The sequence below is a fragment of the Flavivirga spongiicola genome (genome assembly GCF_030540825.1).
GTDB lineage: Bacteria > Bacteroidota > Bacteroidia > Flavobacteriales > Flavobacteriaceae > Flavivirga > Flavivirga spongiicola.
The window spans coordinates 3,421,671-3,438,901 of record NZ_JAUOEO010000001.1 but is presented as its reverse complement, the minus strand read 5'-3'; the positions used below and the strand labels follow the sequence as shown (position 1 = coordinate 3,438,901).

Genomic DNA, 17,231 nt, shown 5'->3' with positions numbered 1-17,231 from the left:
ATAATATCAAATCAATTTTATAAGAATACAGCTACATTTGTATATATAATATAAATAAACGCAATATTGTGTTTATATAATTGGCAATAATTAGAGGGCAATGATAAACCAAGAGATTTTCAAAAATTTAGATGCTTGTAAAAAGCAAATAGAAATCGATTTTAATAGTGATTTGAGTAAGAATCTAGAGGACAAAAAATTAATGCTAAGAGGAGAAAGCAAATGGTACTCTAAAACTGAACCTTCGATGAAACGTTTTTTAACGGCTGAAGATGGAAAGTCTATGAATCCATTCTATTACGTTTCACCTTTCTTAGATTTTCAAGATATTTTTTCAGAATATCATTCTAAGGCAAGCAATATGGACAGAGATATTGCAGAAGGATTTCTTCAACATTACGGATTTCCAACTGATATTTTTGACATCTCCCCTTCTTTTGATACTGCTGTAATATTTTCGCATCTTGGTAATTATGATGAAGAAATTGGAACAATTTGTGTTGCTGACACTATTGGACTTTCAAAATATTATAAAGTTATTGACTTATCCGTACACCCCTTTGCAAAAAGACCGAAAAATCAAATTGCTTTTGGTGCAAAACATGAGAGAGGAATTAGCGATTTAAAAGATTCAGGATTAGACAATCATTTCAAAATCAAGTGGTATAAATTTATAAAATCTAAGAAGGATATTGTATACGCAAAAAACCAATCGGATAAGATTTATCCAAGTGAGAAGGAAATAGGATTTTTCTTTTCTAACGAACTTGAAAGTTTTGTAAAAAACCACTTCGCATACGGAAAAATAAGTAAAGAAAATAAAGAAAAGATTTTGGAGATGCTGAATAAAATATGGAATGATAACTCAAAATAACTATTGTCAACAACGTGCCCTATAATTTATTGCTAGTTATAGCCTTCTTACGAAAATCCTCGCGGATTTTCTATTTGGTTTGTATTTGTTTAAGACACGCAACAAACCATAAACAAACGTGTTGTTGATAATTAAAGTACTGCTTGGGCTAAAGGTCATTGAAAAAGAAACCCATAGAGTTAGCCGTATCAAAAAACACTTGAATGTATTGAATTTTATTGTCTACTATTTTTATAATTTCGGAAAAGTCAATGATGAAGATCTTCGCATTTACTGATTCCATTTTATAGCGTACAATCGATGATGATCAATTACTTTCTGTTATGATTTGAATAATCTAAGTTTCAAAGAAATTAGTTTTAATTGCTTGGAAATAAATTCGTGTCAAAATAAAAACGCTGTCGAGTAATTTTCCCTTCTTCTACATTAAATACTTCACAACAGGGAATTGTAGCTTGCACTGGGTTTACTATTTTGAGAAGAGATAAATGCGTAATCGCATTTTTCGCTACAACCATATCCTGAGTTTCTACTGCAAACTCCATTTCAAAAGCCATCAATTTTTCAAAATACTCATCAGGGTTGTTTGTTGAAAACATAGGTCCGGTGTATTGATGGTTATCTGCCATATAGTTTTTAGCTTGTTCAAAATTTCCTTCGTTTATCGCACTAAAAAAAGATTCTACTACTTCAATTGAGTTTTTTATACTGTTCATTTTTATTTTGTTTTAAAATGCTTAATTTTGATACTTGCAAAAAGCAAGTTAAACAAATATAATAATTAACTTGCAAAAAACAAGTAAATGAAAAAAAATATTAAAAAGCGGTCAGAATGTCCTATAAGTAGCTCATTAGATTTATTTGGAGATAAATGGTCACTACTAATCATTAGGGATTTAGTTTTTAGCGGACTTCATTTCTACAATGAATTTTTGGAATCTGGAGAAGGCATTGCCACAAATATTTTGTCTGATAGATTGAAAAAATTAGAAGAAAATGGCTTTATAACTAGTGAAAAGTACGAACATCAAAAAACCAAAAAATTGTATCAACTTACTGAAAAGGGAATTGGCTTAATTCCAATTCTTATTGAAATGATAGCTTGGGGGTTTCAAAATGATGAAACTTTACTTATTCCAGAAGAAAGGATTAGTATTTTGGATAGAATATGGAATGATAAAGATACTCTGATAAAAGATATAGCAGAATCGGTAAGGAGTTTTAATAATAAAAATTTTTGCTAGCGGAATATAAACTCCCCACAACAATGATAATCTTTGTACAAGGCACTAAAAAGCATAAATTTTAATCCAAAAGCTCCAATTTAAGAAGCTTTTGTTTTTAGATTTAATATCGTTTTTACAAAATTAACAGAGCGCTATGGGCTTTATTTAAAGACTAATTAAGGCTTTTATACAAAACTAAATGACACATCGCTTTAGCATAACCTCTATCGGCTACATAATTACGCCATATAAAGCCTTGGGGTTTCCCATGTAATTGGGCTTGGCTTTTCTTGTTAATTTTTTTTATCCACCGCACTAATATGACGAAGTCTTTCTAAATGAGCGTACAGATCTTTTTTTCATAGTCTAAAGAAAACCACGGAACCAATACTCTTTTGTCCGCCTTCTCCATAATAAGGTTTGGTTAATACATACGGGAAACCAAAATCTAATACTGACCTTAATCGTCGATAAAGTTTCTCTTGGTAGTCTTTTTTGCCTTGTATAACTAAAGATATTAGTCTTGTACAACAGGCACAACGTGTCCTAAATTGCATGTTCTGTGTTTACTCTGAAATCCTACGGTTTTTCCTTTGACTCCTTTTCTTTTGCTAACTTAGTTCTTACCAACACAATTAACCACACTCACTCACGTTAGCAATAATTATAAATACCCTTTAATGGGTATTGAAATGAATCAAATTGACTAGTACTTTGGTCATAAACCAATACAGATATTATGAAAAAGCCAATATTAGGAAAACAAACGTTTCTCAAAGAAAATAATGAGCGAATCTCTTCTTATGAAAAATTCGTCAAAGAAGTTTATGAAAATACAAATGATCAGAAACCTCTCTACACGGGCAGATATTTAGTAACCCTAGATGAAGGAAAAAGTTTCTCTAAAATTCGAAAAACTTTTAAAAACAAATTAGGTTTCAAAATGGCATCAACAAATGATTTTAAGGATGAAGCTATTAATGAGTCAAAACTTAAAAATGCAGATGCACTTATTTATGAACACTTAGGAATAGCTCTAATAGATGGAGATGAAGATCAAATTCAAATACTTGAATCCGAATCAAATGATTTTATTATTGAGCCTGAAAAAATTGTATATGTGCCAGATGATATTCCTTCTATTATGAATATTTCTTCTACTTGGGGTATAAGCGCAACGGAGACAATGAATTCAAGTTATACAGGGAAGGATATTAAAGTTGCCGTTTTAGATACCGGATTTGATTTACAGCATCCAGATTTTATCGGAAGAAATATAAACTCAAACTCTTTTGTAAATAATCAAACTGTGCAAGACAGACATGGACATGGCACACATTGTATAGGAACAGCATGTGGTGATTCAGACATGCATGGTCAACGATATGGTGTAGCTAAAGATTCGATTATATATGCAGGAAAAGTATTAAGTAATCAAGGAAGTGGCGCTCAATCTTGGATTCTGAATGGAATTAATTGGGCTGTAAATAATGGCTGTAAAGTAGTTTCTATGTCTTTAGGCTCAAATGTATTCCCTGGTCAAGGATATGATCAAGCATACGAACGAATTGCTAAGCATGCTTTATCCAAAGGTAGTATATTAGTAGCGGCCGCGGGAAATGATAGTAGACGTTCAAGGAATATCTTTAATCCAGTAAACAGTCCAGCAAATTGTCCTTCCATTTTATCTGTTGCAGCAATTGACATGAACTTTAATGTAGCAGACTTTTCAAATAGATCAATTAACCCTAATCAGCAAATAGATATTGCATCTGCTGGAGTAATGGTGTACTCTTCGTGGCCTGTCCCAATGAGATATAGAACTATCTCAGGTACAAGTATGGCTACACCACATGTTGCTGGAATATTGGCTTTACTTTGGGAAAAAACACCAAATGCAACACCTTATCAAATTATAAATGAGTTAAGGATTTTAGCAAAAAGATTACCTTTGTTAAACATCGACGTTGGGTCAGGGTTATCAATTGCCCCATAAAAACAACTATTATTTATGAAAAAAAATGTCATCATAACTATTTCTGAGGATCACCTAGATAGAATTAATTCGGTTGTTAATTTATTAAGTCAAGATGGTTTAGTTATCGAAAATGTTTTTGAATTTGGTATAATTACGGGAGTAGTCGATGAAAATAAAATTGAAAAACTCAAAAAACATCAAGAAATATTGACATTAACAGACGATGTATCTCAAAAAATAAGTCCACCAGAAAATGAAATACAGTAGAAAAAGTTACTCTCAAATAATCATCTAACTCTCAGAAAAAATTAACTATTGCTAACAAACAAACTCCTATAAAAAACACTAGCATAGTTCTTCAAAATTAATATTTTAATTATCTCATAGTGTTGCTTTTGGAGTGTTGAAATGTTGGTCACGCTGCGGCGTGATCAATAATTCAACATTATATAACTTTCTTGTACTCCTTATATGTAATCCCGCTCAACAAAGCTTCCTAACTTAGCGAAATATTAGCCAACCAAGAGTATAAAATTTGAAAGAAGGTTACATTATAATTCTTTTAAGGTTTTTACTATTATCGTCTTCTTCAAGATATCTGGACTTGATGGTATCTGAGGATATGATTTTACCTTCTTCTATAAGTTGTTTATGGCATTAGAGCAGTTTGATATACTTGGTCTAAATAATTGTAGAGCCCTTATTTTGGGATGGATTCGTTTTAAATGCTTTTATTTGGCATCAAAAAAATGCATAAAAACAAAAAACACTGAAAATCATACGATTAACAGTGTTTTGTTGTGACCTATTACTAGGTTCGTCGGGGTGGCAGGATTCGAACCTGCGACCTCCGCGTCCCAAACGCGGCGCGATAACCGGGCTACGCTACACCCCGAATTGGTTATCTATAAATCGTTTTGCTCCTCTCTTTTTTATTTTACGTTCTAAAATCATTGCTTCTGAACGTGATAAAACTTCAATTTGCAAAACTAATTCCCAAGGCACACCATACTTTGTAGATGGCACTATACCTAAGTTATGTCTTTTCAACCTTTTTTCAATATCCGTAGTTTGACCTACGTAATATCTTGAACTTTTCTCGCTATATAATATATAAACGATCATCTTTTCTCGTTTTGGGTGGTCACGCCTCAAGCGTGACGACCTCCGCGTCCCAAACGCGGCGCGATAACCGGCTACGCTACACCCCCAAATTGGTTATCATTTTAGGATTGCAAATATAGTTTTTTTATTCGTTACACCATTTTTTATATTAAAAACTTTCACTTCTAAATATCATAAAAATATATTCTCAAAAAACTATAATTTAGCACACTTAAATACATACTATTAACTTGTGCATTTTATAAAAAAAAGAATTCTTGTTTTACTAACTCTTGGCTTTGCTTTTAGTGCTTTTGGGCAATCAAAAATTAAAGGAAAAATTATTGATAAAGACAATGGGGCTATATTAACAAACGTACTAATAACAAACCTTGATACCAAAAGTACAACGGTTTCAAATTTAAGCGGAACCTTCGAAACCTCTGAAGCTAGTATTTATTCATTTAAAAAAGAAGGTTATCTTGAAAAGGTCCTTGAACTAAAAAAAGATTCATACTACATTATTCAACTAAATATTAATCCGTCTGAATTAAATGAAGTTATTATCAACTCAAACCATATTCCCAAAAAACTAAAAAAGGCTACAACCTCAATTAGTATGATTCCATTAAAGGCTATTGAACTAGGTAATGACATCAATATAGCTGCTATTTTAAACAGAACACCCGGAGTATTTATGCAAAGTGGAGCACTTAACACTAACCGAGTTACAATTAGAGGTATAGGCTCAAGGAATTTATTCGGAACTGCAAAAATTAGAGCTTACTTTAAAGATATTCCTTTAACAACTGGTAGTGGAGAAACCACTATTGAGGATTTTGAATTAAATACTATTTCACGTTTTGAAATTATTAAAGGCGCTACTTCCAGCATTTATGGGGCTGGTCTTGGAGGTACTATTCATATAACACCCAAAAATGCCTTTTTAAATCAGTCTAGTATAAATAGTAGACTATCCGTAGGATCTTTTGGATTATCAAAAGGTACGATAAATATAAATCATGGCACTACTACAAATAGTTTTAGAGCTGTTTACAGTAATACCCATAGTGATGGATATCGTGAAAACAACGAATATGACAGGCAAACTTTTACCCTAAATTCGAATCATTATTTAAATGAAAATAATGACTTATATTTTTTAGCTAGTTTTGTTGACTTGAAAGCATTTATCCCTAGCTCAATTAATGAAGAAACCTATCTAAACAATCCAAAATCTGCTGCATTTACCTGGAAACAATCACAAGGCTTTGAAGATTCTAAACGAGGGATTTTCGGCCTGTCTTGGAATCATCAATATAACAACCATACAAAACAAGTCACTAGTATTTTTACTTCTTTTTTAGATGCATACGAGCCCAGACCCTTTAATATATTAAAAGAAAACACTTTGGCAATAGGTATTCGAAGTCGAATTTTAGGCAACTATAAACTTTTAGATAAAACTTTTAATTGGACACTTGGTGGCGAACTTTTTAGAGATACCTATAAATCTGGAACGTTTGAAAATTTATACCGCGATTTCCCAAATGGTACCGGAAGTGTTGAAGGGAATCAATTATCAAACTTCAGAGAAAAAAGAAATTATTATAACGCATTTTTTGAAACTGTTTATGAGCTTTCAGAAAAAACGACACTTTCAATAGGTTTAAATTTAAATCAAACATCATATAGTTTAAATGACAGATTTCCAGTTTCTGAAAATAATCCGGATCAATCAGGTAACTTTAAATTTAAGCATATCCTATCTCCAAAATTTGGTATATCTCATCTGCTTTCCAAAGCTGTTAGTCTTTATTCAAATATTAGCCACGGCTTCTCTCCTATCACATTAAATGAAACCTTGCTACCTGACGGACAAATAAATACTAATCTTAAACCTGAAACGGGGTGGAATTTTGAAATTGGTACCCGAGGTGCTTTAATAAATAATCGTTTACAATTTAATTTGGCAATTTATCGTTTAGCGATTAAAAATCTTTTGGTATCTCGTAGGACGACTCAAGATGAGTTTATTGGAATAAACGCTGGAAGCACACAACATGATGGATTAGAATTATCATTAAATTATGAATGGCTCCAGACTGAAGCACTATCTATAAACTCGTTTGTAAACTACACACTCAATAATTTTAAATTCAAAGAATTTATTGATGGTGATAATAATTTTTCAGGAAATGATTTAACAGGAGTTCCTTCAGATGTTTTTAACACAGGAATCCATGTAGAATCATCATTTGGAATTTACGGAAATATCAACTTTCAATATGTAGGTGACATGCCTATTACTGATAATAACAGCCTATATTCAGATAGTTATAGTTTAACAAATTTTAAAATCGGGTATAAAACATCTCTTAATAAAAAGCTAAACTTAAATATTTTCTTAGGTATAAATAATATCTTTGACAAAGCCTATGCTTCACAAGTTTTAATAAATGCATCTGGTTTTAACGGTAATCCACCAAGGTATTATTATCCTGGGAACCCCGTAAATTATTATACGGGAGTACATATAAATTATATGTTTTAGAGTATCTTTAAATAAAAAAAGCCATGAGAAATATTTATTCATTTTTATCAATAATCCTCATTTCATGCATGTCATGTGCACAACAAACAGAATCTGAAGTCAAAGCAGAAACGCCCACTAATATTAATTATACAACCGAAGTCATTGTTCCTGATTTAAATATTCCCTGGGGTATGGTCCTTTTACCCGACGAAAGCATGCTTATTACTGAAAAAGCCGGGGAGCTTATTCATTTTAAAGACGGTGTAAAAACAAGTATTGAAGGATTGCCGGAAATATACGTACGTGGTCAGGGCGGTTTAATGGATTTAGAATTACATCCTGATTATAAAAACAACGGATGGCTCTATATATCTTATGCATCTCCCGAAGGCGATGAAGATGGAGGAAATACTGCCATTTTAAGAGCTAAACTAGACAATAACACTTTAGTTGAGAAACAATTACTTTATAAAGCCGGTCCAAATACAAAAAAAGGGCAACATTGGGGGGCACGCATTGAGTTTGATAACGAAGGGTACTTGTATTTTTCTATAGGAGATCGAGGCAACAGAGATGTAAATCCACAAGATATTACCCGGGATGGTGGCAAAATTTACAGACTAAATGATGATGGAAGTATTCCGGAAGACAACCCTTTTATAAATACTGCCAATGCAAAAACTGCTATTTATAGCTATGGCCATAGAAATCCACAAGGCATGATAAAAAATCCAATTACAGGAGCTATTTGGACTCATGAACATGGCCCACGAGGTGGAGACGAAATTAATATCATCCAAAAAGGGAAAAACTTCGGATGGCCAGTTATATCATATGGTATTAATTATAGTGGCACAACGTTCACAGATATTACTGAAAAAGAAGGCATGGAACAACCTTTATTCTATTGGGTGCCTTCTATTGCTCCCAGTGGTATGACTTTTGTTTCTTCGGACATATATCCAAATTGGAAAGGTAATGTTCTGGTTGGTTCTTTAAAATTTGAATACACTGAAAGACTAGTTTTAGAAAACAATATAGTAGTAAAACGTGAAAAACTGTTTGAAGGTTTAGGTCGCGTTAGAAATCTATTAGAGGCACCAGATGGTTATATTTATGCTGCCATTGAAGGTTTAGGTATTGTAAAGATTATTCCTGAAAATTAAGAATCAAAACAACCATCACTGAAAATTTAATAGTACATGAAACTTCCATAACGAACAGTCGATACCCAATGGAATGATTATAATGGAAGCTACATGTGATAAATAAAAAACAATAGATATAAACACATGAAATTAATTATAGTAAGCTTAATAACACTATCTTCTGTAGTCATTATTTATACAAATCAAAATAACAAATCGCAAACAGATCCTTTAAAAGAAAGTATACAAAGAGGGCATGAAATTTATACGGACTTTTGTGTATCCTGCCATTTACCCAATGGCAAAGGCGTAGAAAAGGTATATCCGCCACTAGCTAATTCAGATTATCTTATAAAAAATCGAGAAGCTAGCATTAGAGGTATTAAATATGGTCAAAAAAGTGAAATCGTTGTTAATGGACAAACATATAACGGTTATATGGCCCCCATGGGTTTAAGTAATGATGAAGTTGCTGATGTTATGAACTATATTACAAATAGCTGGGGAAATAAAAATGATAAAATAGTCACAGAAGTAGAGGTTTCAAAAATAAAAAAATAGGCAGTTTCTCATTTAAATAACTACATTTAACTAACTTTGTAAAAGCTAATTAAACTAGATTAATAATGCTTATAATTGGAATTGCAGGAGGCACCGGCTGTGGCAAAACCACTGTTGTAAATCAGATATTGAATGAGCTTCCCGAAGGTGAAGTTGGAGTGATTTCGCAAGATTCCTATTATAAAGACACCACGCATTTATCTTATGAAGAACGTGTAAAAATAAATTTTGATCACCCACGTTCTATCGATTTTAATCTTTTAGCAGATCATTTAGAAGCACTTAAAAACAATAAACCCATACACCAACCTGTATATTCTTTCGTTAAACATAATAGAACTGGTGATACTATTTTAACACACCCTAGGAAGGTCATGATTATTGAAGGGATTTTAATTTTAACAAATCCAAAATTACGGGATATGTTTGATATTAAAATATTTGTACATGCAGATACAGACGAACGCTTAATAAGACGTTTAAAACGTGATATTTCCGAACGTGGTAGAGATTTAGATGAAGTTTTAGCGCGTTATCAAACAACGTTAAAGCCAATGCACGATCAATTTATTGAACCCATGAAAGAGTATGCAGACATTATAATACCAAACAATAAATATAATACTGTGGCTATTGATATTGTTAAAACCATAATAAACGAAAAACTATAAATGGCGTTATTTAAACATAAATTTTTCAAACCTTTTAAAAATTGGTTTATCTTGATTTTAGCCTCTTTTATAGTTTGGATGTTGTTTTTTGATGACAATTCGTGGATTTTACACCATGAATTAAACACAGATGTAGAAGCCTTAGAAAATGAAAAAGAGTATTATAAAAAAGAGATAGAAAAAGATAATAAAGCTATAAAAAAACTCAGTACACAAGATGGTTTAGAAAAATTTGCTCGCGAAGAATATTATATGAAACGTGACAACGAAGAAATCTATCTGATTGAATACGAAGACAGTTTAAAAACTAAAAAGAATGAATAATTGGTTGTTTAATGAATTTGAATCGGTTTCAGCTAAACAATGGAAACAAAAAATACAGTTCGATTTAAAAGGAGCTGATTACAATGACACATTAGTTTGGAAAACTAATGAAGATATTTCTGTAAAACCGTTTTATCATGCTGACGATTTTAAAGAACAACCTAAAGTTTCTAACCCAAAGTCAACAGGATGGAACATTTCTCAATCTATTTTTGTAGCTGATGTTAAAAAGTCCAATCAAAAAGCAATTGATGCTATTGAAAGAGGAGCTGAAAGTATTAAGTTTATTATTCCTTCGGAAACCATTTTAATTAACGATTTATTAGAAAACATTAATCCTGAGTCTACACCACTCTATTTCGAGTTACAATTTCTTTCCGAAACGTTTGTAAAACAATTAATCACCATTTCGTCAGGCACAAGAATCCGCATCCATACAGATATCATAGGTAATCTAGCAAAAAGTGGAAATTGGTATCATAACTTAAAAGATGATTTCTCTAAATTTAAAGCGATAGTAACAAACACAAAATCATTTTCGATTGATGTTTCGTTATACCAAAATGCAGGAGCAAATATTGTGCAACAATTGGCATATGCTTTAGCGCATGCCAATGAATATTTAAATTACTTTGAAAATAGTGAAGAAACCTTACCAACTCTAGAAGTAAACTTTAGGGTTTCTATTGGCACAAACTATTTTTTTGAAATTGCAAAATTACGAGCATTAAGAATGCTTTGGGATACATTGGCAACGGCATATAATGCAAACCCTAATTGTTACATTCTGGCAACGCCAACAAAACGCAACAAAACACTATACGATTATAACACCAATATGTTACGCACAACTACCGAATGTATGAGTGCTATTCTTGGAGGCGCAAATAGTATCTACAATTTACCTTACGATGCTATTTATCACAAAGACAATGAATTTGGCGAGCGTATTGCCAGAAACCAACTATTAGTTTTAAAGCATGAAAGTTATTTTAATGTCGTTAACAATCCATCAGATGGCGCTTATTATATAGAATCCTTAACCAATCAACTAACCGAAAAAGCTTTAGATTTATTTAAAGATATTGAAAAAAATGGCGGTTTTTTAAAGCAGTTAAAAGATGGTACTATTCAACGAAAAATTAAAGAAAGTGCTATCAAAGAAGACATACAATTTCATGCAGGAGAAGAAATATTGTTAGGTACTAACAAGCACCCTAATGCGGAAAATAAAATGAAGCAAGAGCTAGACCTTTACCCTTTTGTAAAAATAAATCAAAGAAAAACATTAATTGAACCAATAATTGAAAAGCGATTAGCAGAAAAAACAGAAAAAGAACGATTAAAAAATGAAGATTAAAATGAACCTAAATCCTAAGTTTTTTACACTTGTATTAGTACTTACTTTATTTAACTGTAAAAATGAAAATACATTTTCAGAATACCAATATACTGATCATCCTGTTGTACTAACATGTGGTGATTTCAATTCAAAATTGTATCATGAAGCTTTATATTCTTTTGAAAATGATATTTTGGTTTTTTATAGCAAAACCAACAAAAATGTATCTCAAACTCAAGCTTATAATCAATTTGTAAGAGATGCCGTTTACGGAAGAGGAAGATTAAAGTATGAAGATGTAGTCTCTGCCCATTCTCTTAACGTTTTTAAAGCTTTAAAAAACGAAAGCACTTTATGGGATGCTAATAACGCCAAGAGTCACTTAAATTATAATGGCTCTATTATAGGTTGTATAGCAAATAATATACAAGATACCGCATTAAAAACAACCTTTAATTCACTTGTAACAACTAACAGTATGAGTCCAAAACTATTTGGTACGCCTTTAATTAGTAAATATAGAAACGCTATTAGAGACAAATATTTGGCAACATATATTGCTTTAGATTTGTTTTATGCTAAACTTTTTGATGTGGATTTTTCTAAAGTTAATTTAGAAAAACCTGAATCTAAAGTAGATTTTAATAAGAAACCTGAATAATCTTGAGAAAGGACCTTCAACATATCGCAATAAATAGCAAACAAAAAAATTCAAAAAACGAAAGCTTAGATCTTTTTTCGACTGCCGAGGGCATAGATGTTAAATCATCCTATTCCAAAGATGACATAAAAGATTTAGAACACCTTGGATTTGTTGCTGGAATGGCACCAAACTTACGAGGTCCTTATAGCACCATGTATGTTAGAAGACCTTGGACTATTAGGCAATATGCTGGTTTTAGTACTGCTGAAGAAAGTAATGCTTTTTACAGGCGCAATTTAGCTGCTGGACAAAAAGGGCTCTCTGTTGCATTTGATTTAGCAACTCATAGAGGTTACGATAGTGACCATGAACGTGTTGTTGGTGATGTTGGAAAAGCTGGTGTTGCTATTGATTCGGTTGAAGATATGAAAACACTGTTCGATCAAATTCCTCTAGATAAAATGTCGGTTTCCATGACAATGAATGGCGCCGTATTACCCATCATGGCATTTTATATTGTAGCGGCTGAAGAACAAGGCGTTAAACCAGAACAACTTGCCGGTACGATTCAAAATGATATTTTAAAGGAATTTATGGTGCGTAACACATATATCTACCCGCCTACGCCTTCTATGAAAATCATTTCAGATATTTTTGAATATACTAGTAAAAACATGCCTAAGTTTAATAGCATTAGTATTTCAGGATATCATATGCAAGAAGCTGGAGCAACCTGTGATATTGAATTGGCTTACACGCTCGCCGATGGTTTAGAATATATTAGAAAAGGGCTTGCTGCCGGCATGGATATAGATACTTTTGCGCCTCGCCTATCTTTTTTTTGGGCCATTGGTATGAATCATTTTATGGAGATTGCTAAAATGCGTGCAGCACGTATGCTCTGGGCAAAATTGGTTAAACAATTTAATCCAAAAAATGAAAAATCTTTAGCATTACGTACACATTGCCAAACTAGCGGTTGGAGTTTAACAGAACAAGACCCATTCAACAATGTAGCAAGAACAACTATAGAAGCTGCTGCTGCTGCTTTTGGTGGCACTCAAAGTTTACATACGAATGCACTGGATGAAGCGATTGCCTTACCAACCGATTTCTCAGCACGTATAGCCAGAAACACACAAATATATTTACAAGAAGAAACAAAAATCACAAAAACTGTCGATCCATGGGCTGGAAGCTATTATGTTGAAAAACTAACTCATGATATGGCTCAAAAAGCATGGTCTTTAATTGAAGAAGTCGAAACCTTAGGAGGTATGACTAAAGCTATTGAAGCCGGGATTCCAAAAATTCGAATAGAAGAAGCTGCTGCTAAAAAACAAGCGCGTATAGATTCCGGTCAAGACATTATTGTTGGAGTAAATAAATACAAACTTGAAGAAGAAGCGGCAATTTCAACACTTGAAGTTGATAATCAAACCGTTAGAAACCAACAAATAGAACGCCTAAACAAAATTAAATCTGAACGAAATTCCGAAAAAGTCAAGTCGGCGTTATTAAAATTAACCGAAGCTGCTAAATTTTCCTTAAATTCGGATAAACCAAATTCAAAAGCTAATCAAGAGATTGACTCAAAAGATTCCCACCTTCGCGAGGATTATAATTTATTAGCCTTAGCAGTAGAAGCTGCTCGTGAACGCGCTACTCTTGGAGAAATCAGTGATGCTTTAGAAGTTGAATTTGGACGTTATAAAGCACAAATAAAATCATTTTCTGGTGTGTACAGTAAAGAAATAAAAGACGATAAATCCTTTAAAAAAGCGCAACAACTTGCCGATGTTTTTGCAGAACAAGATGGTAGAAGGCCTCGTATTATGATTGCAAAAATGGGACAAGATGGTCATGACCGGGGTGCCAAAGTAGTAGCCACAGGCTACGCAGATGTTGGTTTCGATGTAGATATTGGCCCATTATTTCAAACACCACAAGAAGCTGCAAAACAGGCTGTTGAAAATGATGTACACGTTTTAGGTGTTTCGTCATTAGCCGCAGGACATAAAACCTTAGTACCACAAGTTATTGAAGCCTTAAAAGCTTATGGCCGTGATGATATTATGGTCATTGTAGGTGGTGTTATACCAAAACAAGATTACCAATACTTATTTGATACTGGTGCTATAGCTGTATTTGGCCCTGGCACCAAAATCAGTGATGCAGCTATTAAGATTTTAGAGATCCTGATTGATTAAAGTACCTGTTCTTTAATTTTGAGCAAAATTTGTTTGCCTGTTTTCCTATTGGCTTGCTTTAATTATGCGAATGAAAACCCATAAAATCAGTAATTCGACAAATAGTAGAACTATCGAAAATAAAATTTTATAGCTTATACTGTTCTTCACTTAAGATAACCGTAGTAAAACGTTCCTTTTCACTTTCTACTTCAATACTTCTGCTTTAGTATGTCTTGAGTATTTCGATTGCGCGGAGCATGAACTAAAGACTAAAAGGTCATATAATCATCTCCATTATTTCGATACTGTCAAAATGACTATCAGCTTCTATTTTTTCTCTTAAATCTTTGTTCATGATTACTACAGTTATCAATTTATTGGTACACTTATGGTTTTTGATTCGTTAATAAATATCGACATACTTATTTTTTGAACTGTCTTTTCAAAAGAAACCATAATTCAAACTCAAAAGAGTTAAAACATCAACAAAAAGACAACTAGCAAGGTAACACGCTTGTTTCAAATGAATTATCGTTGAATTCTGTTTATTATACTCCAAAATAGTTGTATTTTTATTTTCCCTTATCTAAAGAACTAATGAACAAAATAATTGCAATCGCTAGTCAAAAAGGAGGCGTTGGTAAAACGACTACGTCCATAAATCTGGCAGATGCACTTGGTCTTCTTGATAAAAAAGTACTTTTAATAGACTTAGACCCTCAAGCCAATGCTACTTCTGGTGTTGGCCTTGTTCCTTTTGAAATTAAATATAGTAGTTTAGGTTTTTTTAACAACACGTTTAAAGCTGAAAATAGTATTGTAAAACCTGAATTTGCACATTTTGATTTTATACCTTCTAACATCCGTTTAGCCTCAATAGAAATAAATAAATCTAAAACCATTGATTTATTTATGCTAAAAAGGGCACTTTCTAATATTATAGAAAATTATGAATATATTCTCATTGACTGTCCCCCTTCTTTTGGATTATTGGCACTTAATGCATTAACAGCATGCCATTCAGTAATTATACCTGTACAGTGTGAATTCTTTGCTTTAGAAGGCTTAAGCAAACTATTGACAACTATTAAAAGTATCAAAAAATCATCTAATCCAAATATTGATATTGAAGGGTTGTTAATTACCATGTTTGATTCAAAAACAAGCTTATCAAACCAATTACAAATAGAATTAGTTAAACATTTTAAATCTATGGTTTTTAATACAACTATACGGCGAAATGTTAAACTAAGAGAAGCACCCAGTTATGGCTTAAGCATTATAAAGTACCATCCTGATAGTGTTGGCGCTGAAAATTATTTAAATTTAGGAGCAGAATTAATCAGTAAAAACAAAAAGGTAGTAACAACTTCGGAAAAAGGAAACGATTTATCTAAAATATTGACAGATGACACGGAAGATGTAGACTATATAATAAATAGACATACAACTACCAATACCAATAAAAAGGAAGAAGATTACAGCCACTTAATTGGGTTAAAAAGAGATGAAGTAAATAAGGTTTTAGGGTTTTCTTATAATGATATTCATTCAAATACGTGGATGTACAGAATTAGTAAATCTTTCAGTCTAATGAAAAAAAACTATTTGTATCTATATTTTGAAAACGAAAAAATAGTGGATTATAAACTCACAACATTTAAAGTAAACAAGATTCAATAGCTAATATTAAAATTCGTTTAATACTGAACTTATTACATCTTTAATCGTTTTTTCTTACAAAAAAATTATAATAATTACTTTTAACTCACTTCTAGGTTGATTTTAGACGACTGTTAACAATTTCGGTTTTTATTCCTCATAAATAATTGTATTTTTACCGTTAACAAAACCAAATCATTTAATGGGTAAAATCATCGCAATTGCTAATCAAAAAGGCGGTGTTGGTAAAACAACAACGTCTATAAATTTAGCCGCTTCGCTTGGCGTTCTGGAAAAAAAAATACTGCTTATTGATGCTGACCCTCAGGCAAACGCAACTTCTGGAATCGGAATAGACATAGAGTCTATTGAAATAGGAACCTACCAACTTTTAGAGCACTCTAATTCGGTTAGAGAAGCTATTATGAAAACTGAATCGCCTAATTTAGACCTTATTCCTGCACATATAGACTTAGTTGCTATTGAAATAGAACTTGTTGATAAAGATGCACGTGAATACATGTTAAAAAAGGCTTTAGTAGATATTAAAAACGATTACGATTATATTTTAATTGATTGTGCGCCGTCTTTAGGCTTACTGACATTAAACGCTTTAACGGCTGCTGATGCAGTCGTCATACCAATACAATGTGAGTATTTTGCGTTGGAAGGTTTAGGTAAATTATTGAACACCATAAAAAGTGTTCAAAAAATTCATAATCCAGAATTAGATATTGAAGGCTTATTGCTTACTATGTACGATGCTCGATTAAGATTGTCTAACCAGGTCGTTGAAGAAGTTCAAAAACATTTTAACAACATGGTTTTTAATACCATCATTCAGCGTAATGTACGTCTAAGTGAAGCACCTAGTTATGGAGAAACTATAATTAATTATGATGCCAGTAGTAAAGGTGCTAACAATTACTTAAGTTTGGCAAAAGAAATCATCAATAAAAACTCTTAAATA

At 32.3% G+C, this 17,231-nt stretch carries 15 protein-coding genes, 1 tRNA gene and 1 pseudogene; 14 read left to right on the top strand and 3 right to left on the bottom strand.

Annotated elements, in window-relative coordinates; genetic code table 11:
* Positions 1-100: 100 nt before the first annotated feature.
* A complete protein-coding gene (locus tag Q4Q47_RS13880; protein WP_303307246.1) occupies positions 101-874 on the top strand; it encodes an FRG domain-containing protein in 774 nt (257 codons plus the stop codon).
* Positions 875-1,233: 359 nt separating this feature from the next.
* Here Q4Q47_RS13880 and Q4Q47_RS13875 read toward each other — a convergent pair whose 3' ends face one another.
* Positions 1,234-1,590: a nuclear transport factor 2 family protein gene (locus tag Q4Q47_RS13875; protein ID WP_303307245.1), complete on the bottom strand. Its 357-nt coding sequence runs from the start codon at positions 1,588-1,590 to the stop codon at positions 1,234-1,236.
* A gap of 87 nt (positions 1,591-1,677) precedes the next feature.
* Here Q4Q47_RS13875 and Q4Q47_RS13870 point away from each other — a divergent pair, with 87 nt between their 5' ends.
* From Q4Q47_RS13870 to Q4Q47_RS13860, 3 genes are all read left to right on the top strand, one after another.
* Positions 1,678-2,118 (top strand): winged helix-turn-helix transcriptional regulator, encoded by a 441-nt coding sequence (locus tag Q4Q47_RS13870; protein ID WP_303307244.1) that lies wholly within the window; start codon positions 1,678-1,680, stop codon positions 2,116-2,118.
* Positions 2,119-2,839: 721 nt separating this feature from the next.
* The gene (locus Q4Q47_RS13865; RefSeq protein WP_303307243.1) at positions 2,840-4,096 is read left to right on the top strand and encodes a S8 family peptidase; all 1,257 of its coding nucleotides are present in this window, start codon (positions 2,840-2,842) and stop codon (positions 4,094-4,096) included.
* Between the two features lie 15 nt (positions 4,097-4,111).
* Complete coding sequence (locus tag Q4Q47_RS13860) at positions 4,112-4,345, top strand: hypothetical protein (RefSeq protein ID WP_303307242.1); 234 nt, start codon at positions 4,112-4,114, stop codon at positions 4,343-4,345.
* Positions 4,346-4,898: 553 nt separating this feature from the next.
* Here Q4Q47_RS13860 and Q4Q47_RS13855 read toward each other — a convergent pair.
* Together Q4Q47_RS13855 and Q4Q47_RS13850 are read right to left on the bottom strand one after the other, a co-directional pair.
* Positions 4,899-4,973, bottom strand: a tRNA-Pro gene (locus Q4Q47_RS13855).
* Complete coding sequence (locus Q4Q47_RS13850) at positions 4,964-5,203, bottom strand: GIY-YIG nuclease family protein (protein WP_303307241.1); 240 nt, start codon at positions 5,201-5,203, stop codon at positions 4,964-4,966. Before Q4Q47_RS13850 ends, Q4Q47_RS13855 begins: the two co-directional genes overlap by 10 nt.
* Positions 5,204-5,435: 232 nt before the next feature.
* Between Q4Q47_RS13850 and Q4Q47_RS13845 the strand changes: the two genes are divergently transcribed.
* The 10 genes and pseudogenes from Q4Q47_RS13845 (at position 5,436) to Q4Q47_RS13800 (ending at position 17,228) form a co-directional block, all read left to right on the top strand.
* On the top strand, positions 5,436-7,736 hold the full coding sequence (locus tag Q4Q47_RS13845; RefSeq protein WP_303307240.1) for a TonB-dependent receptor domain-containing protein: 2,301 nt from the start codon (positions 5,436-5,438) through the stop codon (positions 7,734-7,736).
* Positions 7,737-7,759: 23 nt separating this feature from the next.
* The gene (locus tag Q4Q47_RS13840; protein WP_303307239.1) at positions 7,760-8,884 is read left to right on the top strand and encodes a PQQ-dependent sugar dehydrogenase; all 1,125 of its coding nucleotides are present in this window, start codon (positions 7,760-7,762) and stop codon (positions 8,882-8,884) included.
* A gap of 126 nt (positions 8,885-9,010) precedes the next feature.
* Positions 9,011-9,427 carry a c-type cytochrome gene (locus Q4Q47_RS13835; RefSeq protein WP_303307238.1) on the top strand — a complete coding sequence of 139 codons (417 nt, stop codon included), beginning with the start codon at positions 9,011-9,013 and terminating at the stop codon, positions 9,425-9,427.
* 65 nt (positions 9,428-9,492) lie between these two features.
* Positions 9,493-10,098 (top strand): uridine kinase, encoded by a 606-nt coding sequence (udk, locus tag Q4Q47_RS13830; RefSeq protein ID WP_303307237.1) that lies wholly within the window; start codon positions 9,493-9,495, stop codon positions 10,096-10,098.
* Positions 10,099-10,422, top strand: a complete 324-nt coding sequence (locus Q4Q47_RS13825; RefSeq protein ID WP_303307236.1) for an FtsB family cell division protein — start codon at positions 10,099-10,101, stop codon at positions 10,420-10,422.
* A complete protein-coding gene (locus Q4Q47_RS13820) occupies positions 10,415-11,782 on the top strand; it encodes a methylmalonyl-CoA mutase subunit beta (RefSeq protein WP_303307235.1) in 1,368 nt (455 codons plus the stop codon). Before Q4Q47_RS13825 ends, Q4Q47_RS13820 begins: the two co-directional genes overlap by 8 nt.
* Positions 11,772-12,425 carry a hypothetical protein gene (locus tag Q4Q47_RS13815; RefSeq protein WP_303307234.1) on the top strand — a complete coding sequence of 218 codons (654 nt, stop codon included), beginning with the start codon at positions 11,772-11,774 and terminating at the stop codon, positions 12,423-12,425. Before Q4Q47_RS13820 ends, Q4Q47_RS13815 begins: the two co-directional genes overlap by 11 nt.
* Positions 12,425-14,617, top strand: coding sequence for a methylmalonyl-CoA mutase (gene scpA / locus Q4Q47_RS13810; RefSeq protein ID WP_303308476.1), 2,193 nt, complete (start codon positions 12,425-12,427; stop codon positions 14,615-14,617). The genes Q4Q47_RS13815 and scpA overlap by 1 nt, the downstream gene beginning before the upstream one ends.
* A gap of 579 nt (positions 14,618-15,196) precedes the next feature.
* Positions 15,197-15,955: pseudogene (locus Q4Q47_RS13805) on the top strand (ParA family protein); the annotation flags it as partial.
* Positions 15,956-16,463: 508 nt separating this feature from the next.
* On the top strand, positions 16,464-17,228 hold the full coding sequence (locus Q4Q47_RS13800; RefSeq protein WP_303307233.1) for a ParA family protein: 765 nt from the start codon (positions 16,464-16,466) through the stop codon (positions 17,226-17,228).
* The last annotated feature ends 3 nt before the right edge of the window (positions 17,229-17,231 follow it).

Coding starts and splice junctions, on each gene's coding strand:
- Q4Q47_RS13880 (WP_303307246.1), top strand. CDS start 101: ATGATAAACCAAGAGATTTTCAAAAATTTAGATGCTTGTAAAAAGCAA.
- Q4Q47_RS13875 (WP_303307245.1), bottom strand. CDS start 1,590: ATGAACAGTATAAAAAACTCAATTGAAGTAGTAGAATCTTTTTTTAGT.
- Q4Q47_RS13870 (WP_303307244.1), top strand. CDS start 1,678: ATGAAAAAAAATATTAAAAAGCGGTCAGAATGTCCTATAAGTAGCTCA.
- Q4Q47_RS13865 (WP_303307243.1), top strand. CDS start 2,840: ATGAAAAAGCCAATATTAGGAAAACAAACGTTTCTCAAAGAAAATAAT.
- Q4Q47_RS13860 (WP_303307242.1), top strand. CDS start 4,112: ATGAAAAAAAATGTCATCATAACTATTTCTGAGGATCACCTAGATAGA.
- Q4Q47_RS13850 (WP_303307241.1), bottom strand. CDS start 5,203: ATGATCGTTTATATATTATATAGCGAGAAAAGTTCAAGATATTACGTA.
- Q4Q47_RS13840 (WP_303307239.1), top strand. CDS start 7,760: ATGAGAAATATTTATTCATTTTTATCAATAATCCTCATTTCATGCATG.
- Q4Q47_RS13835 (WP_303307238.1), top strand. CDS start 9,011: ATGAAATTAATTATAGTAAGCTTAATAACACTATCTTCTGTAGTCATT.
- udk (WP_303307237.1), top strand. CDS start 9,493: ATGCTTATAATTGGAATTGCAGGAGGCACCGGCTGTGGCAAAACCACT.
- Q4Q47_RS13825 (WP_303307236.1), top strand. CDS start 10,099: ATGGCGTTATTTAAACATAAATTTTTCAAACCTTTTAAAAATTGGTTT.
- Q4Q47_RS13820 (WP_303307235.1), top strand. CDS start 10,415: ATGAATAATTGGTTGTTTAATGAATTTGAATCGGTTTCAGCTAAACAA.
- Q4Q47_RS13815 (WP_303307234.1), top strand. CDS start 11,772: ATGAAGATTAAAATGAACCTAAATCCTAAGTTTTTTACACTTGTATTA.
- Q4Q47_RS13800 (WP_303307233.1), top strand. CDS start 16,464: ATGGGTAAAATCATCGCAATTGCTAATCAAAAAGGCGGTGTTGGTAAA.